This is a genomic window from Candidatus Protofrankia datiscae (assembly GCF_000177615.2).
Lineage (GTDB): Bacteria > Actinomycetota > Actinomycetes > Frankiales > Frankiaceae > Protofrankia > Protofrankia coriariae.
The window spans coordinates 2,535,734-2,559,866 of sequence record NC_015656.1 but is presented as its reverse complement, the minus strand read 5'-3'; the positions used below and the strand labels follow the sequence as shown (position 1 = coordinate 2,559,866).

Annotated in this window: 9 protein-coding genes and 1 pseudogene; 6 read left to right on the top strand and 4 right to left on the bottom strand. The window is 72.7% G+C overall.

Annotated elements, in window-relative coordinates:
• Window positions 1-280 precede the first annotated feature (280 nt).
• Window positions 281-2,618, top strand: a pseudogene (locus FSYMDG_RS30065) (FdhF/YdeP family oxidoreductase).
• Between the two features lie 163 nt (window positions 2,619-2,781).
• Here the strand turns inward: FSYMDG_RS30065 and rpsA are convergent.
• The gene (rpsA, locus tag FSYMDG_RS10500; RefSeq protein WP_013873486.1) at window positions 2,782-4,236 is read right to left on the bottom strand and encodes a 30S ribosomal protein S1; all 1,455 of its coding nucleotides are present in this window, start codon (window positions 4,234-4,236) and stop codon (window positions 2,782-2,784) included.
• A gap of 529 nt (window positions 4,237-4,765) precedes the next feature.
• Here rpsA and FSYMDG_RS10495 point away from each other — a divergent pair.
• The 3 genes from FSYMDG_RS10495 (at window position 4,766) to FSYMDG_RS10480 (ending at window position 12,589) form a co-directional block, all read left to right on the top strand.
• Entirely contained in the window at window positions 4,766-5,659 is an 894-nt protein-coding gene (locus FSYMDG_RS10495) for a class I SAM-dependent methyltransferase (RefSeq protein ID WP_013873485.1), read from the top strand.
• Window positions 5,660-5,915: 256 nt separating this feature from the next.
• Entirely contained in the window at window positions 5,916-7,823 is a 1,908-nt protein-coding gene (locus FSYMDG_RS23040) for a lipopolysaccharide biosynthesis protein (RefSeq protein WP_050803467.1), read from the top strand.
• Window positions 7,824-7,954: 131 nt separating this feature from the next.
• Window positions 7,955-12,589 (top strand): alpha-(1->3)-arabinofuranosyltransferase domain-containing protein, encoded by a 4,635-nt coding sequence (locus FSYMDG_RS10480; RefSeq protein ID WP_013873483.1) that lies wholly within the window; start codon window positions 7,955-7,957, stop codon window positions 12,587-12,589.
• A gap of 42 nt (window positions 12,590-12,631) precedes the next feature.
• Here FSYMDG_RS10480 and FSYMDG_RS10475 read toward each other — a convergent pair whose 3' ends face one another.
• Window positions 12,632-16,234: an EAL domain-containing protein gene (locus FSYMDG_RS10475; RefSeq protein WP_013873482.1), complete on the bottom strand. Its 3,603-nt coding sequence runs from the start codon at window positions 16,232-16,234 to the stop codon at window positions 12,632-12,634.
• Window positions 16,235-17,052: 818 nt separating this feature from the next.
• Window positions 17,053-19,851 carry a DNA polymerase I gene (polA, locus tag FSYMDG_RS10470; RefSeq protein ID WP_013873481.1) on the bottom strand — a complete coding sequence of 933 codons (2,799 nt, stop codon included), beginning with the start codon at window positions 19,849-19,851 and terminating at the stop codon, window positions 17,053-17,055.
• Between the two features lie 404 nt (window positions 19,852-20,255).
• Between polA and FSYMDG_RS26110 the strand changes: the two genes are divergently transcribed.
• The gene (locus FSYMDG_RS26110; RefSeq protein WP_050803759.1) at window positions 20,256-20,732 is read left to right on the top strand and encodes a hotdog fold thioesterase; all 477 of its coding nucleotides are present in this window, start codon (window positions 20,256-20,258) and stop codon (window positions 20,730-20,732) included.
• Between the two features lie 285 nt (window positions 20,733-21,017).
• Complete coding sequence (locus FSYMDG_RS10460; RefSeq protein ID WP_013871712.1) at window positions 21,018-22,106, top strand: IS630 family transposase; 1,089 nt, start codon at window positions 21,018-21,020, stop codon at window positions 22,104-22,106.
• 415 nt (window positions 22,107-22,521) lie between these two features.
• Here FSYMDG_RS10460 and FSYMDG_RS10455 read toward each other — a convergent pair whose 3' ends face one another.
• Window positions 22,522-23,685, bottom strand: coding sequence for a branched-chain amino acid ABC transporter substrate-binding protein (locus FSYMDG_RS10455; protein ID WP_013873479.1), 1,164 nt, complete (start codon window positions 23,683-23,685; stop codon window positions 22,522-22,524).
• Between the last annotated feature and the right edge of the window lie 448 nt (window positions 23,686-24,133).

Here is a 24,133-nt window from a genome sequence, read left to right as displayed (position 1 = left end):
GCACCCGGCCCCCCGGCACGGATACGGCCGGTGCGCGCGCACGGCCGATGGAACGCGACAACCGCCACCTCCACCATGCGCGGCAACGGCGCACCCCTCCTCACCCCCGGCAGGTGAACCCCCGCACGCCCCGCCACGCCCCGAGAACGCCCGCCAGCATCCCGCCGGCGGTTTCCAGTGGTTGCGGTTCATTCGCCGGGCATATATTGATCCTTTGACCAGTGTCCATCTGTGTGACGGAGCATGCGCGTCTGAGTGATCCGCGTGGGAGGTGGCCGGGGTGGTGCGTGGGGCGCCGGTGGCGGATCCGGACGAGGGCCGGGTTACGGCGGACGGCCCGGCGCGTTATGCGGCGGGGGTGCCCGGGGTGGCGCACGCGCTCGGCCAGTCGGTGGCCCAGATGGGGGTGCGACGCAGCGTCACCACCCTGCGGCTGCTCAACCAGGCGGACGGGTTCGACTGCCCGGGCTGCGCCTGGCCGGACCCGGATCCCGCGCACCGCTCCGCCGCGGAGTTCTGCGAGAACGGGGCGAAGGCCGTCGCCGAGGAGGCGACCCTGCGCCGGCTGACGCCGGAGTTCTTCGCCGCGCATCCGCTGCCGGACCTCACCGGCCGCTCCGGCTACTGGCTCGGGCAGCAGGGCCGGCTGTGCGAGCCGATGTACAGGGCGGCGGACGACGACCACTACCACCCGGTGAGCTGGGACGACGCGTTCAGGATCATCGCGGCCGAGCTGACCGGTCTGGACAGCCCCGACGAGGCCGTCTTCTACACCTCGGGACGCACCAGCAACGAGGCGGCGTTCGTCTACCAGCTGTTCGTCCGCGCGTTCGGCACCAACAACCTGCCGGACTGCTCGAACATGTGCCACGAGTCCTCCGGGGCAGCGCTCACCGAGACGATCGGCATCGGCAAGGGCAGCGTCACCCTCGACGACCTCGAACAGGCCGACCTGGTACTCGTCGTCGGGCAGAACCCGGGGACGAACCATCCACGCATGCTCTCGACGCTGGAGCGGGTGAAGCGGGCCGGTGGCGGCATCGTCGCGGTCAACCCGCTGCCCAAGACGTCGCTGATCCGGTTCCGTAACCCGCAGCGGCCCGCCGGTGTGCTCGGGCGCGGCACCGCCCTGGCCGACCAGTACCTCCAGATCCGGCTCAACGGTGACATGGCGCTGTTCCAGGCGCTGTCACGCCGCCTGCTCGACGCCGAGGCAGCCGCCCCGGGCACGGTGCTCGACCACGGCTTCCTCGCCGCGCACACCACCGGCTTCGACGCGTTCGCCGAGCATCTGCGGACGCTGTCCGGCGACGACGTCCGGCGACGACGTCCGCGCCGCCACCGGGCTCGCCGACAGCGAGATCGACGAGCTGGCCCGCCGGGTACTGGCCGCCAAGAAGATCATCGCGTGCTGGGCGATGGGACTCACCCAGCACGCCAACGCGGTGGCCACGATCCGGAAGGTGGTGAACTTCCTGCTCCTGCGCGGCAACATCGGCCGGCCGGGAGCGGGGGTCTGCCCGGTGCGCGGGCACAGCAACATCCAGGGCGACCGCACGATGGGCATCTGGGAGAGGATGCCGGACGTGTTCCTCGACGCCCTCGGCTCCGAGTTCGGCTTCACCCCGCCACGGCGGGGTGGCTACGACGTCGTCGACGCGATCCGTGCGATGCGTGACGGGCGGGTGAAGGTCTTCGTCGGCATGGGCGGCAACTTCGTCGCCGCCGCGCCCGACACGGCCGTCAGCGAGGCGGCGATGCGTGGCTGCCGGCTCACCGTGCAGATCTCCACCAAGCTCAACCGCTCCCACGTGGTCACCGGCCGCCAGGCCCTCATCCTGCCCACGCTGGGCCGGACCGAGATCGACGTGCAGGCCGGCGGCCCGCAGTTCGTCACCGTCGAGGACTCGATGGGCGCCGTGCACGCCTCCCGCGGCGGCCTGCCACCGGCCGCGCCGTCGCTGCGCTCGGAGGTCGCCATCGTCTGCGGGCTCGCCCGGGCCACCCTCGGCGGGAGAACCACGGTGGACTGGGCGGGCCTGGCCGGCGACTACCGGCGCATCCGCGGCCACATCGCCGCCGTCATCCCCGGCTTCGCCGACTACGACGCCCGGGTCGCCCGGCCCGGCGGGTTCCTGCTGCCGCACCCGCCCCGGGACAGCCGCAGCTTCCCGACCCCGTCCGGCCGCGCCGCCATCACCGTCAACACCCTCGAGGTGCTGCGCACACCGCCCGGGCACCTTCTGCTCCAGACGATCCGCTCCCACGATCAGTACAACACCACCATCTACGGCCCTGACGACCGTTACCGTGGCATCCGCCACGGCCGGCGCGTCGTCCTCGTCCACCCCGACGACCTCGCCGCGCTCGGCATCCCCGACGGGGGTCAGGTGGACATTGTCAGCGTCCACGATGCCGCCGCCGGGAAGGGCAAGGGCAAGGGCAAGGGCAAGGAACGTCGGGCCGAGAACTTCCGGGCTGTCGCCTACCCGACCGCCCGTGGCTGCGCCGCGGCCTACTTCCCGGAGACGAACGTCCTTGTCCCGCTGGACAGCACCGCCCGGCGCAGCAACACTCCCACGTCGAAATCACTGATCATCCGGCTGGAACCACGGTAGGACGCGGCCAGCCGCGCGCACGCGGAGCCGTCAGAAAGCAGTCATCGGGAACATACGGACACATGAGTGTGGGCCTGTAGGAAGAATCTCCTACAGGCCCACACTCATGTCACTGAACGATCAGTGGTAGCACCCGGCTGGCGGAGCCGACCAGATGGCGGGGCTACTCCCGGCCGAACTGCTCGCGGAGCCGGCGCAACGCTTCCTCGTCGATCGCGGAAGCGGGCTGCTCCGACTCGGCGGAGGTGTAGGACGACGGCGCGGCCGCGGCAGCTTCGGCCTCCTGGGCGGCGCGAATCTGCGCCTGGTGCGCCTCGTACCGCTGCTGGGCCTCGGCGTACTGTCGTTCCCACTCGGCCTGCTGCTCCTCGAAGCCGGGCAGCCACTCCCCTGTCTCCGGGTCGAAACCCTCGGGGTAGACGTAGTTGCCCTGCTCGTCGTACTTGGCCTCCATCCCGTACTGGGACGGGTCGAACGCCTCGCCGTCGGGCACCAGCGCGCTGCTGTCGTTGGCCTGCTTGAGGGACAGGCTGATCCGACGGCGGTCCAGGTCGATGTCGATGACCTTGACGAGGATCTCGTCCCCGACGTTGACGACCTGCTCGGGGATCTCCACGTGGCGCTCGGCCAGCTCGGAGATGTGCACCAGGCCCTCGATGCCCTCGTCCACCCGGACGAACGCGCCGAACGGCACGAGCTTGGTGACCCGGCCCGGCACGACCTGGCCGATGGCGTGGGTGCGGGCGAACTGGCGCCACGGGTCTTCCTGGGTGGCCTTCAGCGACAGCGACACCCGCTCCCGCTCCAGGTCGACGTCGAGCACCTCGACCGTGACCTCCTGGCCGACCTCGACGACCTCGGACGGGTGGTCGATGTGCTTCCAGGACAGTTCGGAGACGTGCACCAGACCATCGACGCCACCGAGGTCGACGAACGCGCCGAAGTTGACGATGGAGCTGACGACGCCCTTGCGGATCTGACCCTTGGCGAGCTGGGCGAGGAACTCCGAGCGGACCTCGCTCTGGGTCTGCTCCAGCCATGCCCGCCGGGAGAGAACCACGTTGTTCCGGTTCTTGTCCAGCTCTATGATCTTTGCTTCGAGCTCACGGCCGACGTAGGGCTGCAGGTCCCGGACGCGGCGCATCTCCACCAGGGAGGCCGGCAGGAAGCCACGCAGCCCGATGTCGAGGATGAGGCCACCCTTGACGACCTCGATGACGGTGCCGTTGACGACGCCGTCCTCCTCCTTGAGCTTCTCGATCGTGCCCCAGGCGCGCTCGTACTGGGCGCGCTTCTTCGACAGGATGAGCCGGCCTTCCTTGTCCTCCTTCTGGAGAACAAGAGCCTCGACATGATCGCCGACAGTCACGACCTCGTGCGGGTCGACATCGTGCTTGATCGAAAGCTCCCGGGACGGGATGACGCCTTCGGTCTTGTAGCCGATGTCGAGGAGCACCTCGTCGCGGTCCACCTTCACGATGGTGCCGTCGACGATGTCGCCGTCGTTGAAAAATTTGATCGTCTTGTCGACGGCGGCGAGGAAGTCCTCGGCCGAGCCGATGTCGTTGACCGCGACCTGCGGGGTGGTCGGGGTAGGCGGTGTGGTCACGGTCTCCATGGGTCGTACGTCGGTGGTGCTCGTCAAGGGGTCGGCTCCGACTACGGGGTTCGTCGTATGCACGAGGGCCGGGTCGAACCGCCGGGACGGAGGGACAGGGACCGTGCTAAACGAACACTGTCGATACCGAAAGCGACGCTCGAGCGGATCTGCTAGGTCTGAGACCCACGGACTCTCGTGCCAGTCCCAAGTCTAGGGACCGGTGTCCAAGGTGGTCAACGCCAGGGGCCCGCAACCTCGTCCAGGATCACAGGATCGACGGGACCGCCGGACGCGCGGCCCCACCGCGGGGCCGCGCCGGCGGCCTGGCGCCACCACCCCGAAGCGGCTGGCACGACTGAACTCAAACGGCTGAACTGGCACGGCTGACGGCACGGCTGGCACGGCTGGCACGGCCTCGTTCCGCGGCCGGCCGGCCATCCCCGCGCGGTATCCGGGGCGCGACGGCACGGCCCCGGCGGGACACCGCCCGCCCGGGCGCGCACCGCCGGCGTCCAGGGGCCCGCCGGACGCTGCGAGGATCGATGCCGTGAACGGAACAGAACACCCCGGCCCGGCCGCCGGCGAGCCGGAACCCGCCCGCCGGGTCGCGCCGCAGTACCCTCCGGGCCACTACCACCCGGCGGAGTTCGGCTACAGCGACATCGACGACGACAGCGCCCGGTGGGCCAGCCGCGGCTACTGGGACGCCACCGCCGACGACTACCAGGCCGAACACGGCGCCTTCCTCGGCGACACCGACTTCCTGTGGTGCCCGGAGGGGCTGCGGGAGGCCGATGCCGGGCTGCTCGGCGAGGTCCGCGGCCGCACCATCCTGGAGATCGGCTGCGGTGGCGCGCAGTGCGCCCGCTGGCTGGTCGCCCGCGGCGCCGAGGTGGTGGCGCTGGACCTCTCCGCCGGGCAGCTGCGGCACGCCCGCGCGCTGTCGGCCGCCACCGGTATCCCGGTCCCCCTGGTGCAGGCCGACGCGGCCCGGCTGCCGCTGGCCGACGCGAGCGTGGACACGGCCTGCTCCGCCTTTGGCGCGATCCCGTTCGTCGCGGACAGCGCCGCGGTCATGCGCGAGGTCGCCCGGGTGCTGCGGCCCGGCGGCCGCTGGGTCTTCTCCACGACACACCCGATGATCTGGTCGTTTCCCGACCATCCGGGCAAGGAGGGGCTGACGGTCGTGCGCAGCTACTTCGACCGGCGGGCCTACGTGGAACGGGACTGGGCCGGCCGGACTACCTACGCCGAGACGCACCGGACCGTCGGTGACCGGGTCCGTGAGCTGGTGGCGGCCGGGCTGCGCCTGCTGGACGTGATCGAGCCGGAATGGCCGGCCGGTCACGACCGGATCTGGGGCCAGTGGGGGCCGGTGCGGGGCCGTTTCTTCCCGTCCACCGCGATCTTCGTGACCGACAGGCCTGCCCGACCCACCTGACACACTCCGGCACTCCGGCACTCCGGCACTCCGGCATGTACCGGTATGTACTTGTATGTACCGATAGGAACCGGGCCGGTGCCGACAGGCACCGACAGGAGCGGCCACGGGGGTGATATCCGGAGTCCGGCGGGACCGGCCACTGATTTCCCGACGCGGGAATGTCACATCGGGCAATGGGAAAATCGCTGCCGTGACGCCGGGGGGTGGTGACGGGCCAGCAGTTCGTCCGAGCGCGACGAACACCCTCCCGGTTGTGACGGACATCCTCGCGGCCCATGGCGTCCTCTCGGCCAGCGGTGTCGCGACGGGTCGCGGCACGGCCAGCACCGCCGCGGCAGGTCGCCCCCGGGCCGACAGCGCCGCGACGGGTCGTGCCGCGACGGACGGGGGCAGCACAGACACAGGCACCGCGCGCGGGGGCACGGCGGGCCGGGCCGGACGCCCGCGCGGCGCGGCCGCGCGGTGGGCGCCGGCACGCCGGGCGACCGCCACCGCGGTGCGGGCGGCCTCCCCGATCGCCGCGGCCGGCATCATCGTCAACACCGCGAACCTGCTCGTCACGCTCGTCCTCGCGCGTGCGCTCCCACCGGTGGCCTACGGGGCGCTGGCCCAGCTCCTGGCGTTGTTCTTCGTGGTGTCCATGCCGGGCAGCGCACTGCTCGTCGGGGTCGTCCGCACGATCACGAGCTGGCGGCAGGACGGCCGCGGCGCCCTGGTCGACGGCTGGGTCGCCCGGGTGCGTCGCGCCGGGGTCGTGCTGACGCTGTCCGCGGCTGCCGGGGGCCTCGCCCTGCGCGGCGCGATCGCCGCCGCGCTGTCCCTGCCGGGCCCTGGCGGCGTGGCGGAGATGCTCACCGCGGGCGCGGCGTGGTGCCTGCTCTGCGTCGACCGGGGGCTGCTCCAGTCCGCCCTGAGGCATCGGACGCTGGCGGTCAACCTCGCGCTCGAGGGGCTGACCCGCGGCGTGCTGGCGGTCGTGCTGGTGCTCGCCGGCCTCGGGCCGGCCGGCGCGTCGCTGGCGACCCTGCTCGGTGTGCTCGTGGGACTTGCCCACTCGCGCCGGGCCCTTGGGTCCCGCACCGGGCGACGGCGCGGTGGCCGGCCACGCGCCGGTCCGCCCGGCACCGGCCTGCCCCGGAGCGAGACCTCCCGGAGCGGCCGGGCCGCCGGTGGCCGGCCACGCGCCGGCCACCGGCGTGCGGGAGCCGGCCCGCGACCGGTGGACCCGCGTCCGGCCAGGCGGCAGCCGGGCAGCCGGCGAGCGGCGGACCCACCGCCGCGGCCGCGGCCCGGCGGGCCCGGCGCCGCGCGTGCCGTCCCCGCCATGCGGACAGCTCCCACCACGCGGGCGCGCCCCGCCGAGCCGGCCAGCCCCGCCATGCCAACAAGCCCTGTCGGGGCGACAGGCCCTGCCGTGCCGACGAACCGTCCGACCGTCGAGATCGGCGCCGCGCTGACCGCGCTGGTACTCCTCGGCCTGTTGCAGAACATCGACCTGCTGGTGCTCGGGGCGCACCGTTCCGCCGACGCCGGCCCGTACGCGGCGGTGTCCGTCGCCTGCAAGGCGCTGGTCTTCGCCGCGGTCGCCCTGGGCGGTTTCCTGCTCCCCGAAACCGCCACCCGCCGGCACCGCGGCGAGCACGCCCTGCACCAGCTCGGCGGGACGCTGGCGATGCTCGCGGTACCGGCCGCGGCGCTCGTCGCCGTCGCGCTGGTCGCGCCGAGGGCAGGTCTCACGCTCGCGTTCGGCGCGCCCCTGGCCGCCCGCGCGCCCGCGTTCGCGCCCCTGGCCGGTGCGATGGCCTGCCTGGGAGCGACCGTCCTGTGCACCTACTACCTGCTCGCCGTGGGGGAACGCCGCGTTCTCGCCGTGCTGGCCGCCGCCAGCGCGCTCGCCGTCCCGGCGCTGTGGTGGGCGCGGGGCGACGCGATCGCCACCGCCCGCATAGAACTCGTGGTACACGCGGCGCTGCTGACCGTGGCCGGATCGCTGGTCCGGATCGCGGCCCGGCGGGGCGCGCCGCCCGGGCCGACGGCGGGCCGTCGGGTGGCGGCGCCGATACAGCCGGGCCGCCCCGGGGGCGGGCTGCACCGTGGCCGACACAACATGTGGCGTTCCACCCCCTCGGCCGCACCCCGCCACCGCCGCAGAGATCTCTAAGATGCACCGGACACGGCCCGCACGCACCGCGCCGGCAGGTGAGCCGCCACGGTGAGCCGACCCGGCGAGCGGCCGTCCCTCCCGGCGGCACCCGCCAGCCGTGGACCGAACCAGGATGATTGGGTTGGACGGTGACCCTGACCGCACCATCAGCACGCCCGCGGCGCGGTCTCGGCCGCCGGACCGCCCGCCGGCCGGCCGCCCGCACCGGCCTACCAGAGCGCGGCCTGCGGCGCTGGCTGCCATCGTGGCCCACCGTGCTGCTGGCCGCGATCAGCTACCTTCCGCTGCTGTTCACCGCGCCCGGCCGGGTCGGCGTCGACACCAAGGCCTACCTCTACCTGGAACCGCGGGAGCTGATCGGACGAGCGGGGATCATGTGGGATCCCGGTGTCGGGATGGGTGTGGTCACCCATCAGAACATCGGCTTCCTGCTCCCGCAGGGCACCTTCTTCTGGTTCCTGGACCTGCTGAGCCTGCCCACCTGGGCCGCCCAGCGGCTGTGGACGGGTTCGGTGCTGTTCATGGCCGGCGCGGGCGTGCTGTTCTGCATGCGTTCGTTCCGCTGGCCGCACCGGTTCGCCTTCGTCGCGGCCGCGGGTTACATGCTGACCCCCTACGTCCTCGAGTACGAGGCGCGGATGTCGGCGATCCTGCTGCCGTACACGGGCCTGGGCTGGCTGTTGGGGATCACGGTCCGTGGCCTGCGCGAGGCGCGGGGTGGCCTGGCGGGGTGGCGGCCGGACGGCTGGCGCTGGCCGGCGGCGTTCGGCATCGCCGTCGCGCTGGTCGGCAGCAGCAACGCCGCCAGCCTGATCTTCGTGCTGCTGGCGCCGATCCTGTGGCTGCCCTTCGCGGTGTGGGTCACCCGGGAGGCCCGCCTCGGCCCCGCGCTGGGCATGTGCGCCCGGGCCGCGGTGGCGGTCGTGGGCTGCTCGGCCTGGTGGATCGCGGGCCTGCTCACCCAGGCCGGCTACGGCGTCGACATCCTCGCCTACAGCGAGACACTCAGGACGGTCGCGAGCGCCTCGCAGGCCTCCGAGGTGCTGCGCGGTCTGGGCAACTGGTACTTCTACGGCGGGGACGCGCTGGGCACCTGGATCGCCCCGTCCCGGGACTACACCCAGACCATCTGGGTGATCCTCATCAGCTTCACGGTGCCGCTGCTGGCCCTGGCGGGTGCGGCGCTGTGCCGGTGGGGATACCGGGCCTACTTCGTCCTGCTCGTGCTCGTCGGCACCACGGTCGCGGTCGGGGTCTACCCCTACGAGAACCCCTCGCCGCTGGGCGGGGCCTTCCGGTCGTTCGCCGAGGCGTCCAGCGTTGGTTTCGCCCTGCGTTCGATGCCGCGTGCCGTGCCGCTGGTCGCCCTCGGCCTGTCGGTGCTGCTGGCCGGCGGGCTCGCCGCGCTGGCGCAACGCGTTGACGAGCGGCTGGCGCGGCGCGCGCGGGAGGCGCCCGGCCGGGGGCGGCGGCAGGCCGGGCGCGCGGCGCGCGGCGCGCGGCTGCCGGCGTCCGTGCCGGGTGTCGCGTGGGCGGTCGTGGTCGTGCTGATCGTGGCGAACCTGAGCCCGCTGTGGCGCGGCCAGTTCGTCGAGGCCGGGCTGGACCGGCCCGAGACGCTCCCCGGCTACGAACTGCAGGCCGCCGCCGACCTGGACGCGGCGGGGACGGCCACCCGGGTCCTGGAACTGCCCGGGGCGCCGTTCTCGCACTACCGGTGGGGGACGACCCTCGACCCTGTCCTGCCCGGGCTCATCGAACGGCCCTTCGTCTCCCGCGAGCTGATCCCGCTGAGCGCCGCCGCGTCCGCCGACCTGCTGCGCGCGCTGGACCGCCGGCTGCAGGAGGGGGTGTTCGAGACCGGTTCGCTGGCTGACATCGCCCGGCTGATGGGTGTCGGCGACGTGCTGCTGCGCAGCAACTTCCAGTACGAGCGGTTCCGCACCCCGCGGCCGGTGCCGACCTGGCAGCTGTTCACCGACCCGGTGCCGGCGGGCCTGACCGCGCCGCGCCGCTTCGGGCCGCCGGTGGCCGACACCCCGCAGATCCCCTTCAACGACGAGATCGCCCTGGGCACGCCCCCGGGCGCTCCCGCGCCGCCGGCGCTGGCCGCCTTCGGGGTTCGGGACGCCAGGCCGATCGTGCGCACGGCGACGACCGCGGCCCCGCTGCTGGTCAGCGGGAACGGTGAGGGGCTGGTGGACGCGGCGGCCACCGGGCTGCTGTCCGAGGCGGTGGCCGGGAACCGGGCCATTCTCTACACCGGCTCGCTGGCCGCGGACCCCGCCGGCCTGCGACAGGCCCTGGACGACGGCGCCGACCTGCTGCTCACCGACAGCAACCGACTGCGGGCGGAACGCTGGAGCTCGGTCCGGGACGGCTACGGCTACGTGGAAACCCCCGGCAGCGCGCCGCTCACCCCCGACCCGAACGACAACCGGCTGCCGGTCTTCCCGGACGCCACCGCGGCGTCCCAGACCGTCGCCGTGCTGCAGCCTTCCGGCCAGTCCGCGCCGACCGCCTCCGCGCGGATCGCCTCGGTCGAGGCGACCGACTACGGCAACACGTTCTCCTACAGCCCACCGGAGCGCCCGGCCGGCGCGGTCGACGGCAACCCGGACACCGCCTGGCGGGTGGGCGCGTTCACCAACCCGGCCGGGCAGCGCCTGCGCGTCGACCTGGCCGGCCCGGTGACCACGGACCGGGTCCGGCTGGTCCAGCCGCTCACCGGCGCGCGCAACCGGTGGATCACCAAGGCGACGCTGCGCTTCGACGGCGGCTCGCCGGTGACGGTGCCGCTCACGGACAGCTCCCGGGATCCCGCCGGCCAGGTGGTGACCTTCCCCGCCCGCAGCTTCACCCGGCTGGACGTCACCGTCGACGCCACCAACACCGGGACCCGCGCGAACTACGCCGGCCTGTCCAGCGTGGGGTTCGCCGAGGTCGACATCGTGACACCGGACGGGAGCGCACCTCACGTCCAGGAACTGCTGCGGATGCCCGCCGACCTGCTCGCCGCGGCCGGCGAGGACTCCCTGCGGCACCGTCTGACACTGCAGATCACCCGGGACCGCGCGAACCCGGCCGAGCCGTTCAAGTCCGACACCGAGCCGGCCGTCGCCCGCACGTTCACCCTGCCGACCGCGCGGACCTTCACTCTGACCGGCACCGCCCGGGCCTCCGCCTACGCCGATGACCTCGTGCTCGGCGCCTCGGTCGGCCGGCCGACCGACGGGGTCACCACCGAGTCCTCCGGCCGGCTGCCCGGCGACCTGGCGGCCGGCAGCGCCAGCGCCTTCGACGGGGATCCGGCCACCGCGTGGAGCCCCGGCTTCGGCATGCAGCAGGGCGCCTGGATCCAGATCAACTCCCCCCGGCCGGTGAACCTGTCCGAGCTGACGCTGTCCGTGGTCGCGGACGGCCGCCACTCCGTGCCCACCGCCCTGGGACTGATCGTGGACGGCCGTCGGGTGGACACCCTCACCGTCCCGCCGGTCAGCGACCTCGGACAACCCGGCGCGAGCCAGACCGTGACGATGTCCTTCCCGCCCGTACGGGGCAGCAATATCCGTCTCGTCGTCGACAGGGTGCGGCTGGCCACCACCGTCGACCCGATCAGCGGGACCCGGATCTCCATGCCGGTCGGGCTCGCCGAGGTCGGCCTCGCCGGCCTGCGGGTACCCCCGCCGCGGGCCGGCATGCCCGACACCTGCCGCGACGATCTGGTGACGATCGACGGGCGTCCAACCCCCGTGCGGATCACCGGTTCCGGCACGGACGCGCTCGGCCGTGCCGGGCTTGCGGTGTCGCTGTGCGGCGACCCGATCGCCCTGGGTCCTGGTGACCACGTGTTGCGGACCGTCGAGGGCGCGCGGACCGGATACGACCTCGACCGGCTGATCCTCACCTCGCAGCCCGTGGGCGCGCCGACAGCGACGGCACCAGCGGCATCGGCGGCATCGGCGGCTGCCGGCCCCACTCCGGCGAGCCCGGCGGCCGGCACGGCCACAGCCGCGGGCCCGGCAGCGACGGCGACGCCGGCGGTGGCGGTCACCGACTCCGCGGCGACCTCGTTCGGGCTGCGGGTCACCGGCGCGCAGCCCGGTCAGCCGTTCTGGCTGGTGTTCGGCCAGAGCCTGTCCGCCGGCTGGCGGGCGACCTCCGGCGACACCGACTACGGCCGGCCCGTCCTCGTGGACGGCTACGCCAACGGCTGGCGGATCACCCCCACCGCGGCCGACTTCGACATCGCGTTGGCCTGGACACCGCAGACGCTGGTGTGGCGTGCCCTGACGGTCTCCGGTATCGCCCTGGTGTCCAGCGCCGTCCTGCTGGTGGTGACGGCCCGCCGCCGGCGGCGGGCCGGCCAGGGGCCGGACGGCCCGCCGGACCTGCCGGTGTTCGAGCCGCTGGCCGCCCGCGCCGCGCGGGTCCCCGTCCTGATCGCGTTCGCGCTGGCCGCCGCGGTGGCCCTGGTCGCGCTGGCGCTGGTCAACCCGGTCGCGAGCGTCGTCACCGGGGTGAGCACGCTGGCCGCCCTGGTGCTGCCCCGCGGCCGGCTGCTGCTGCGGGTCGCCCCGGTGGTCCTGCTCCTGGTCAGCGTGGGGTATGTCGTCCAGGTGCAGCTGCGCCACCACCTGCCGGTCAACGGGGAGTGGGTCCAGGAGTTCGACAAGATCGCAACTGTCTCCTGGATCGCGATCCTGCTGCTGGCCGCCGACGTGGTGGTCGCGGCCGCGCAACGCCGCCGCGGGAAGGCGTGAGCCCACCCGCCGCCTGACCGGGGCCCGGTCAGGCGGGACCGCTCAGGCCCACACGCCGACGCGGTCGTGGCCGGCGTCCCCGTACCCGGCGCCGTTCTGGCCGGCACCGTTGTAGGGCATGCTGCCCGCCCGGCCCGTCATCGCGCTGGTGGCGCGCAGGGCGTCGCGCAGCGACCCCTCGGCGTCGTGCAGCGCGGCGCTGGGCGGCTGATCAGGCCGGGTGGTCGCGACCCCGACCGCGAACGGTGCTGCCGCGGCGATGTCCCCGCTGGAACGCAGTCGGGTGAGCAGGGTGTCCGGCTCGACGTTGCTGTCCGCGGGCAGGGCCGCCACGAACCGGTTGTGCGACCAGCGGGCGAGCTCGACCCCGGCGCCGGCGGCCGCCCTCAGCCCGGCGGCGAAGTGCCGCAGGACGTATTCGTCGGCGCGGACGAAAGCCTCCCCCTGCCGGTGGTCCGGCACCCCGAAGAGGCACACGGCGGTTCCCGCCGGCAGGCCCTGCAGGACGGTCAGGAAACGGTCCCGGCTGGTCAGGCCGGTATCCGGGTCGACGCCGATCTCCCGGACCCGGACCTGCGCCGTACGCAGCCGCGCCAGGGTGTGGCCGGCCTGCCCGCCGAGCAGGGTGACCGCGCGCAGCCCCGCCTGGTCGACCCGGGCGCGCGTCGCCGCCCAGCATGCCGCGACCAGGCCGATCAGGCCGCCCTCACCGGGGATCGGCACCAGCAGCGCCGAGGCGATGTGGGGCCGACGGACGACCTGGTGCGGGAACGGCCATGACGTCGACACGTCGGGGAAGAAGACCGGTGCCCGGGTGCGCAGCACGGTACCGATACCGGTCTCGTCACTTTCCGTGAAGCGAGCCCCGGGAGAGATCATGGTGTCCTCGTCTGGTCTCGTGGCGGACGCGGCCACGTGGAACACCGTCGAGCCGGGCATGTCCGCGAGCAGCAGGCTGACCGCGTCCGCGTCGAGCAGGCTGCGGGAGACCTCGGCGACCGTCGACACCGCCGGGTCGAGATGGTCCGGGTACCAGAACTGGTCGAGCGTGCCCAGCGCGGTGGTGACCTGGTCGACCATGCACACGGCCCGCCGGGCCGCCAGCAGGTGCGCGTTCTGCCGCCCCAACGCGGCCAGTGACTCCTTCTGCCCGGGGGTGAGAGCGCGCGCGACGCGGTCGAGCACCGCGACATGGCCGATCACCGTGTGGTCCGGAGTGCGGATCGGCGCCGCCGCGTAGAACCGGAACGGGCTGCTCGGGCCGAGCGCGGCCAGCCGCGCGAACCGGGGGTCGCCGGCGATGTCGGGAATCTCCACCACGGCGGGCCCGTCCGGTGTGTTCAGGTCGACCAGGTCGAGGAGAGCCTCCCGGGGCAGTTCGGTGGCGGTCGACCCGTACCACGCCCGGCGCCACTGCCGGTCAGCGTTCCGGAAGGCGACGAACGCCACGGGCGTGGCGCACAGGCGGGCGGCCAGCGTCGCGATCTCGTCGAACGCGTCGTCCCGGTCGGGCTCGAGGAGCTTGTGGCCGGGCGGGGCCCCGTGTCGGGCCGGTTCGTCCGCCGGTGTCAGGGCGGCGAGCGGTTCGGTGTCGCCCGGCCCGGGCCCGGGCCCGCCGCCGGCTCGCGGCCCGCGGGCGGGCGCCAGCCCGCAGGAAGCTCCCGAAGCCTCCTCGGGTACCAGCCCGTCGCCGGTGGCCGACGCGGCGGCCACCGGCTCGGCAGCTGCCGGTCCGCCGCCGGCTGCCGGCGCGCTGTCAGATGCTGCGGCTCCCGGTTCCGTACCACCGGGGCGCGCGGCGCCGCCGGGCTGCGGCCCGGTGGCGCCCACGGGGGCCGGGGGCACCTCGCAGGCGCCGGCGCGCAGCACCGTCAGCAGGTGCGCGGAGGGCGGCTGCGGGGACGAGATCGCGTCACCCTGCAGCAGATCGCAGCCCAGCTCCATCAGCATCCGCATGGCCCGGGCGTCCTCGACACCCTCCCCGACGACACGCAGCCCCAGCCGGTGGCCGAGCTCCAGGACCGAGCGCACGATCGCGACGTCGGGCAGGCTGCCGTGGGCGTCGGAGACGAACCCCTTGTCGATCTTCACTTCGTCGAACGGCAGGGCCTTGAGGATCTCCATCGAGCTGTAGCCGGTGCCGAAGTCGTCCAGCGACAGCTTGACCCCGCGGGTGCGCAGCTCCCGGAGCATGGCGGCGGCCCGCGCAGGCTGCGTGACCAGCGCGCTCTCAGTGATCTCAAGGGTCAGGACGTCGGCGGGCAGTCCGTGCCGGGACAGCGTCTCCGACACCAGGTCGGGCAGGTCGTCACGGACGAGCATGCGCGCCGAGAGGTTCACCGACACCGGGATGTGTTCGCCGGCGCGGGCCCAGTCCGCGCACTGGCGCAGGGCCTCGTCCAGCACCCACTCGGTGAGGTCGATGATCAGGGTCGACCGTTCCGCCATCGGCAGGAACGAGCCGGGCGCCAACAGCCCCCGGCTCGGATGCCTCCAGCGCAGCAACGCCTCCACCCCGGCGATCCGGCCAGTCTGGCGGGACAGCAGCGGCTGGTAGTGCAGCACCAGCTCGCCGCCGGTGATCGCGGCGCGTAGCTGCGCGTGCAGGGCGAGCTCCGACGGGCACACCCCGCCCATACCCGCGTCCCAGACGCCGACCCGTTCGCTCTCACGGCCGGCGGCGTGCAGGGCCGCGTCCGCGGCCGGCAGCAGCGTGCCGAGGGTCGTGCCGTGCATCGGGGCGGCCGCCACGCCCGCGCTGACCTCCACCTCCACGTCGACCCCGTCGATGCGGAACGGGCCGCGCAGCTGCCTGATCACCGTACGGCCGATCGCGCGCAGGTGCTCGTGGGCGGCGGCGGGCTCGTCGGACAGCTCAAGCCCACACAGGACGACGGCGAACTCGTCACCGCCGAGACGCCCGACCAGGGCGGGATCCGTCGCCACGTTACGCAGCTGCCTCGCCACCACCTGGAGTAGCCGGTCTCCGGCGGGGTGACCGAGGGCATCGTTGACCTCGCGGAACCGGTTGATGTCGAGGAGCACCAGGACGGCGTGCCGTCCGGTGGCGACCGCCTGGGCGATCGCAGGCTGGGCGACGTGGGCTAGACCGGCCCGGTTCGCCAGGCCCGTCAGCAGGTCGCGGACGACCAGCAGGTGGTTCCAACGGCCGACCCAGAACGTCACCAGGGTGGTGGCGACGATCGTGACGATGGCCATCACCGCCGCCGCCCCACCGGCGTACAGATCGCCCTTGAGCGCAACTCCCAGCACAGCGCCGGCGCTGACGACCAGTGCGTGCAGGAGCGCGACCCGCAGGCGGCTGACCATCGCGGCGTAGGCGGCGATCCAGAAGTACCAGAGCAGATAGAGGTCGCTGTCCCGGCCGGAGTCGCTGCCGCCCAGCGCGATCGTGACGGCCAGCACCGAGGAGAACACCAGCAGCCGGTGCGCTCCCGGCCGGATCCGGGTCAGCAGCACGGCCGTGAGCAGATTGGCCGTGCTGATCGCCACCGCCAGCCACGTGGCGAGCTGGCCCTGCCCCGGCGAGCCGGGCAGCAGGGCCAACGCCGTGAACGCGACGATGCCCACCGCGGAAAGAACGATCAGAAAAAGCCGCCGGTCCGTGAAGAACGAGAGGCTCACTGCGATCGATCCTCCTGCCATCGGGTGCGCGGTGCCACGGCCGGGCGCGGCACCATCCGGTGCGACGCTGTCCGGGCTGTCCGGCGTGACGCCGTCCGGTGTGGCATCGCGCCCGGGGACTGTGGCATCGCGCTCGGGGACACCGTCCCGCGGGGTACCGCGCCCCGGCGGCCATGGCGTGTTCGGTCGTATCGGCATGGTCCGGGACAATCGGGCGTGACAACGCGGACGGCTTTATTCCGCGGCCACCAGCGCACTACGGACAGCGACACAATGCCTTTCCGCCGGGCCTCGGCATCGCTGCCGGACCTCGGTCTTTCCGCGGGGCCTCGCCGGGCTGACGAAACCCGTCGGCCCACGGCTGGGAGCAGCCCGCCCACTGCGACACAGCTACCCGGGGCAGCCACCCAGACGCGAGAAAATCAACTCGGCAGGATACGGATGGGAACGGACCGGACATTTAGTTGACGTTCATGTCACGACACGAGAACGATGCCGTTTCTCCACCGTAACCCGAATCCGGCGGTGCACGCCCACTCCGGTGGAATCTGGTGGCATCACGCCCGCAATGGCCGCCCGTCCAGGCCCGCGAGCAGGGCGAATGCTCACTTTTCGCACAAGGTGCCCTACAGATTTCGCACAACAGTTCCTACGGACTCCGCCCACACGAGCCCTGCGCACAGGGACTCTGCGCACACGGCTGTGGCGAACAGCGGCAGAACGGACGACGACAGTCCAAAAACGGATGATAAAAGAACAACGGCAACGGAACAGGTGGCAGCAGGACGGACAGCAACAGAAATGGTCGCCAGAAGGTATCAGTGTGCCGCGTCGTCCCACGTACGGCCGGAACCGACGCTGACCTCGAGAGGAACCGACATCTGGTAGGCCCCACCCATCTCGGTCCGCACCAGCGCCTCGACATCGGCGCGCTCGCCCGGGGCGATCTCCAGGACGAGCTCGTCGTGCACCTGCAGCAGCAGTCGCGACCGCGCCCCGTGCTCCCGTAGCTTCCGGTCGACACCGAGCATTGCAATCTTGATGATGTCGGCCGCGGACCCCTGGATGGGGGCGTTGAGCGCCATCCGCTCGGCCATCTGCCGTCGCTGCGTGTTGTCACTGGTCAGATCGGGAAGGTAGCGGCGGCGGCCGAGGATGGTCTCGGTGTAGCCGTCCGCGCGGGCCCGTTCGACCACGCCGCGCAGGAAGTCCCGCACCCCGCCGAACCGGGCGAAGTACGCCTCCATCTGCTCACGGGCCTCCTCCGGATGGATGCCGAGCTGGCCGGCGAGCCCGAACGCCGACAGGCCGTAGGCCAGCCCGTAGGACATGGCCTTGATCCGGCGGCGCAGCTCCGGGTCGACCTCGTCCACCGGGATGCCGAACGCCTGGGCTGCGACGAACGTGTGCAGGTCCTCACCGGAGGCGAACGCCCCGATCAGCCCCTTGTCACCGGAGAGGTGCGCCATGATGCGCATCTCTATCTGGGAGTAGTCGGCCGTGAGCAGGGACTCGTACCCCGCGCCGACGACGAACGCCCGGCGGATCTGGCGGCCCTCGGCGGTGCGCACCGGGATGTTCTGCAGGTTGGGGTCGGCCGAGGACAGCCGGCCGGTCGCCGCGATCATCTGGTTGAACGTCGTGTGGACCCGGCCGGCGTCGTCGATCATCGGGATGAGCGAATCCACCACCGTGCGCAGCCGGGCGACGTCCCGGTGGCGCAGGAGCACGGCCAGCAGCGGATGGTCGGCCTGGGTGGAAAGCCAGGCCAGCGCGTCCGCGTCGGTGGTGTAGCCGGTCTTGATTTTCTTGGTCTTCGGCAGGCCCAGCTCGTCGAAGAGGATCACCTGCAGCTGCTTGGGCGAGCTGAGGTTGAACGGCCGGCCGACGATCTCCTGGGCCTGCGCGGCCACCTCGGTCACCTGCGCGCCGTAGTGCTTCTGGAGGTCGAGCAGATGGTCGGTGTCGGCCGCGATCCCGGCCCGTTCCATCCCGGCGAGCACCGTGACCAACGGGAGCTCGACGTCGCGCAGCAGCGCGGTGGCACCGCGGCGGGCCAGGTCGGCGTCGAGGGCGTCGGCGAGCTCCAGCGTCGCGCGGGCCCGCACGACGTCGGCGGCGGCCGCGGCCGCCTCGTCCGACCCGTCGATGGTCAGCTGCCCTGTCTCGGACGTCTCCGGGCGCAGGTCGCGTCGCAGGTAGCGCAGGACGAGGTCGGCGAGGTCGAAGGTGCGCTGGCCGGGCAGGGCCAGGTAGGCGGCGAGCGCGGTGTCGCTGGTGACGCCGGCGAGGGAGAAGCCGCGGGCGGCGAGCGCGAGGATAGGCCCCTTGACGTCGTGGACGGCCTTGGGCCGGCTGTCGTCGGCCAGCCAGGCGGCCAGCGCCGCGTCGTCGTCCGCGGTGAGCGCGACGGGGTCGATCCAGGCACCGGCGCCGGCACCGTCGGCGGTGGCGAACGCGAGACCGGTCACGCTGCCGGTGCCCCGGCCCCAGCTGCCCCGGACGTACACGCCGAGGCGTTGCCCGTCGCCGGTGTGCGCGGCCAGCCAGCCGGCCACCTCCCCTGGTGCGAGCGTCTGCGCGGTCACCTCAAAGCCCGCGTCGGCCTCGGGCTCGACTGTGCCCAGCGCCGCGTACAGCCGCTCCCGCAGCACCCGGAACTGCAGGGTGTCGAAGAGCTGGTGGACGGCCTCCCTGTCCCACGGCCGGAGCTGGAGGTCGGTGGGGGTGACCGCCAGCGGCACGTCACGGGCCAGCTCGGTCAGCGAGCGGTTACGGATCACGTTGGCCAGGTGTGCGCGCAGCGACGCGCCCGCCTTCCCGCCGACCTCGTCGGCCCGGTCCACCAGCGCGGCCAGCGACCCGAACTGCTGAATCCACTTGGTGGCGGTCTTCTCCCCCACCCCGGGCACCGACGGCAGGTTGTCCGACGGGTCCCCGCGCAGCGCGGCGAAGTCCGGGTACTGCGTCGGGGTGAGGCCGTACTTCGCCTCGACCTCGGCGGGGGTGAACCTGGTCATGTCGCTGATGCCACGCCGGGTCATCAGGACCGTCACCCGCTCGTCGACGAGCTGCAGCGCGTCCCGGTCGCCGGTGACGACGAGGACCTGCATGCCCAGGGCCGCGCCCTGGGTGGCGAGCGTGGCGATGACGTCGTCGGCCTCGTACCCGGCGGCGGTGACCCCGGGGACGGCCAGGGAGTCGCACACCTGGTGGATGAGGCTGACCTGCCCGACGAAGTCCGCGGGCGTCTCGGCTCGTCCCGCCTTGTACTCGGCGTACTGGGTGTGCCGGAAGGTCGGCGTCGGCAGGTCCCAGGCCACCGCGACGTGGGTGGGCCGCTCGTCCCGCAGCACGTTGATCAACATTGAGGTGAAGCCGTAGACGGCGTTGGTCGGCTGCCCCGTCGTGGTGGAGAAGTTCTCCACCGGCAGCGCGAAGAACGCCCGGTAGGCCAGGGAGTGACCGTCGAGGAGGAGCAGCCGCGGTTCACCCGCCGCGGCCCCCGCCGCCGGCGCCGCGCCGGCCGCCGGCCGGGCGGACACCGCGCGCGACGGCCGGCCGGCGGCAGCCTTGCCGACGGTGGGCTTGCCGGAAGTCGTGGTCGTGGCGGGCACACGGCAATTCTATGGAGAAGGTCCGACAGTCCTTCCGGCAGGGAACGCGACACCGCCGGCCCGGCGCCCGGGGCGGGTCGGGCCCGCGGCAGGCCCGGCCCGCGCAGGCCCGACCCCAGCACCGATGACCGGCACCGGCCCCTCCCCCGCCGCGGCACGGCGCCCGGTGCGCCGCCGTCACGGTTCGCCGGCCCGCCGACCGGCCCCGCGGTATGCCGGTATGTGGGTGTTGAGATATGTAGGTTTTTGATGTGACAGATTCGCAGACTTCACGGAGCGCCCCACCATCAGGGACCGCGCCGAGCCCGTCGGCCTTATCACACACGGTGACGACTCCCGACCGCGGCTCCGCTGACTCCACCCGCCACGGTCCGGCCGACGGCAGCACCGATGACCACGTCATCATCGCCGACCCTTCCGACCGGGTGGCCGTGCTGGCGGCGGTCAATGCCCGGCGCGGTGAGCTCGCCGAGCGCATGGGCCTCACGATCGTCGAGGCGAGCGCCGAGCGCGTGGTCGCAACCATGCCCGTGGCGGGCAACCGACAGCCGTACGGGCTGCTGCACGGCGGCGCCTCGGTGGTGCTGGCCGAGACGATCGGGTCGATCGGCGCCATGCTGAACGCCGGTCCCACCAGGGCGGCGGTCGGTATCGAGATCAACGCCACCCACCACCGGGCGGCGTCGGCCGGGACGGTCACCGGCGTCGCGACCCGGGCACATGCCAGCCGGGCGCTGGCCACCTTCGACATCCGGATCACCGATGACTCCGGGCGCCTGGTGTGCACGTCCCGCCTGACCTGCATGCTGCGCGACCGGATACCGGCCGATGGCAGCGTCCCGGCCTCGACCGGCAACGGTGACAGCGGCCGAAGGCAGTAACGCCGAAGGCAGCGGCACCGGAGACAGCGGAGCCGGAGACGGTGCGCAGGCGCGTGTGTCGGCCGCCACGTGACACAAGAGCGACAGGAAGGCCCGGCGGTGGGCTGCGCTCCGGCCGGCGGACGGGAACGAGACACCACCACAACGCCACAGAACCGCTGATCAGCGCGGGAAAACACAGTGCACAAACAACAGGCGGGTGCGCTCCGCCTGGCGAATTGACGCCGACGGCGGTTGGGTCCTAGTGTCCTGAGTCGTTGATTCGTGTGCAGATAGAATGGGCTGGTGCCTGGCCCGAGCGCGGATCCCATCGAGTTGTCGTCTGCTGAGCGTGCGGTGCTGGAGGGCTGGGCCCGACGGCGGAAGACCGCGCAGGCGCTGGCGTTGCGCTCGCGGATCGTGCTGGCCTGCGCGGACGGTGGGACGAACTCGGGGGTCGCGGCCGAGCTCGGGATCACCCGGGGAACGGTCGCGAAATGGCGGGAGCGGTTCGCGGTCGACCGGCTGGAGGGCCTGTCAGACGAGGCACGTCCGGGAGCGCCTCGGAAGGTCACCGACGCCCAGGTCGAGGCGGTGATCGCGAGGACGTTGGAGGAGAAGCCACCGAACGGCGATACCCATTGGACATCGCGGTCGATGGCGAGGGCCAGTGGGCTGTCGCAGTCGACGGTGTCACGGATGTGGCGGGCGTTCGGGTTGAAGCCGCATCTGGTCGAGACGTGGAAGCTGTCCACCGACCCGCTGTTCGTGGACAAGGTCCGTGACGTGGTCGGGGTCTACCTCGACCCGCCGGAGAAGGCGATCGTGCTCTGCGTCGACGAAAAGTCGCAGGTGCAAGCTTTGGATCGCACGGCACCGGTGCTGCCCCTGATGCCGGGTACCCCGCAGCGGATGACCCACGACTACGTCCGCCATGGCACGACCAGCCTGTTCGCCGCGCTCGACCCGACGTCCGGGTCGGTGATCGCGCAGACCTTCCGGCGGCACCGTCACCAGGAGTTCCTGCGCTTCCTCAAGCTGATCGACTCCTCGGTCCCGAAGGGCTACGACCTGCACCTGGTCCTGGACAACTACGCCACCCACAAGACCCCGGCGGTGAAGAACTGGCTGCTGCGCCACCCCCGCTTCCACCTGCACTTCACCCCGACCTCGGCGTCGTGGATGAACCTGGTCGAGCGCTGGTTCGCGGAGCTGACCACCCGCAAGCTGCGCCGATCGACGCACCGCTCGGTCGTCGAACTCGAAGCCGACATCCGCCGATGGATCAACGCCTGGAACAAGGACCCGAAGCCGTTCGTCTGGGCCAAGACCGCCGACGAGATCCTCGAGACCCTCGCCGCCTACTGCCAGCGAATCAACGACTCAGGACACTAGCGTCCATTGGCAGTGGGACCCGGGATGGACGAGTAGATAACGTCCGCACACGGGGAAGGTGCGGACGGCGCCAAAGGCCGTCCCGGGTTTCACTCATTCATCTACCGCTTATAACTGTTCGCTGGCTGTCCGCCAACCGGCACCCTGTGGATTCGGATAGTCAGCGCGGCCGGGCGGTGGCACCTGCCAGGCATGCGGTGCCGGCGGTCGCGGTTGTGCGGATGTCCGCTTCCCACGCCCCATCCGCTGCCGACGCCCACCCCGCGGGGCCGCGCCGGTCCGGCCGCCCGGTGGTGGGTGGCCCGGCTGCGGGCGGCCCGGCGGCCTTCGCGCCGGCAGGCAGCCAGGGCACGTGACCCGTCCGGCCCGGAGTTCGACCAGCGCCGCCGGCTCGGGGCCGATCAGCGCCTTCGGCTCAGGGCCCGATCAGCGCCGCGGTGGTTCCGAGCAGGTTCCGCCGGCCGCCGCGGACCTGGTAGACGTACACGGCGGTGTCGGCGACGTCACCGCTCGGGGCGAAGGCGACCCGCTTGGTGACGCCCTGGAGGTCAACCGAGGCAAACGTCTGCGTCACCGCCTCCCGGCCGGCCTCCGGCCCGAGCGCGCGCAGCGCCTCGACGACCGCGCTCGTCGCGTCGTACGCCTCCCCGGAGCAGGCGCCCGGTTTCGCGCCGCCGGCGACCCGCTCGTAGTCCGCGACGAAGCCGGCGGCCCGCGGGTCGCCGGCGGGGTCGCCGCACGGGCCGATCAGGTAGGCGCCCTCGGCGTTCGCCGCGCCCGCCTCGGTGACGAACCGGTCGCCGGTCGCCCCGTCGCCACTCATGACGGCTCCGCTGAACCCTCCGGCGCGCAGCGCCCCGGTCAGCGGCGCGAATTCCTGGTGATAACCGGCGTAGAACACCGTATCCGAATTCCCGGATATTATTTTCGCGGCCTCGGCCGTATAGCCCCTGGTGGGCTCGACGGTATCGTGCGTGACGGCCACCCCCTGGGCCCGCAGCTCCTTCTCGAACGCGCCGGACAGTGCCGTGCCGTATGCGCTCCCGTCGTCCAGGGAGAACACCTTCCGGGATTTGAGCGCCTTCGCGACGTAATCGGCGGTGGCGGTGCCCTGGACGGTGTCGGAGGCGGCCATGCGGTAGAAGCTGACGAAGCCGAGCCCGGTCAGCCGCGGATCCGTCGCCGCCGGGCTCACCGACAGCAGACCGGCCTGGCTGTAGAGCGCTTCGCTCGCCCTGGCGGCGTCCGAGGACAGCGGCCCGACCACTGCGATGACGTCCGGATTGTCGATGAGCGTCTGGGCGGCGCTGGGCGCCTGCCGGGCGCTGCCGGAGTCGTCGGCCGTCACCAGGCGGAGGGTGAACGGGAGCCGCCCGCTTCTGTTGGCCTGTTCGACCGCCGTCCGGGCGCCGTTGGCCGCGTCGAGGCCGAACTGCTGGTCGGCGCCGGACAGCGGCCCCTGGAAGCCAATGGCGTACTGGGCGTGCCGGCCGCCGGAGAGCCCTCCCCCGCACGCGCCGGCGGACAGCGCCACCGCGAGCATCCCAGCGGCGGCGGCCGTCACCGTCCGTATGGCCATGCTGTTCCGCTTCACCGCTGTCCCCTCACCACTGCTCCCCCGCCCGTTCCGGCCCGCCCGTTCCGGTAGGCCTCCCGGGCGCTTTCCGGCGGTTCCCCGGCGCGGCGCGGCAGCCGTTTGCGCGCCGCCGCTCTCCGCCGCCGACCGGCCCTGCCCACGGCCGGCTGCCCCGGACGGACCACCGCGGATCCCGCCTGCCGGATGCCCCGGATGCCCCACCTGCCGCCCGCCGCCTCTGCCCCGCCCCGCCCACTCGTCGAACCGTCCGTAACATAACCACTACAGCAAGTGCTCGAAAACTTGACGTACACACGCCACGGAAATTCATACCGATCACACGAAATCCCGCCGGATATCACCGGATTCCGCCATGTCGTGTCACATAAATCTGAATACGACAGGATTCCACCGAATTCCGCTGGACGCGGACGCCCACCGCCGGAGCCGG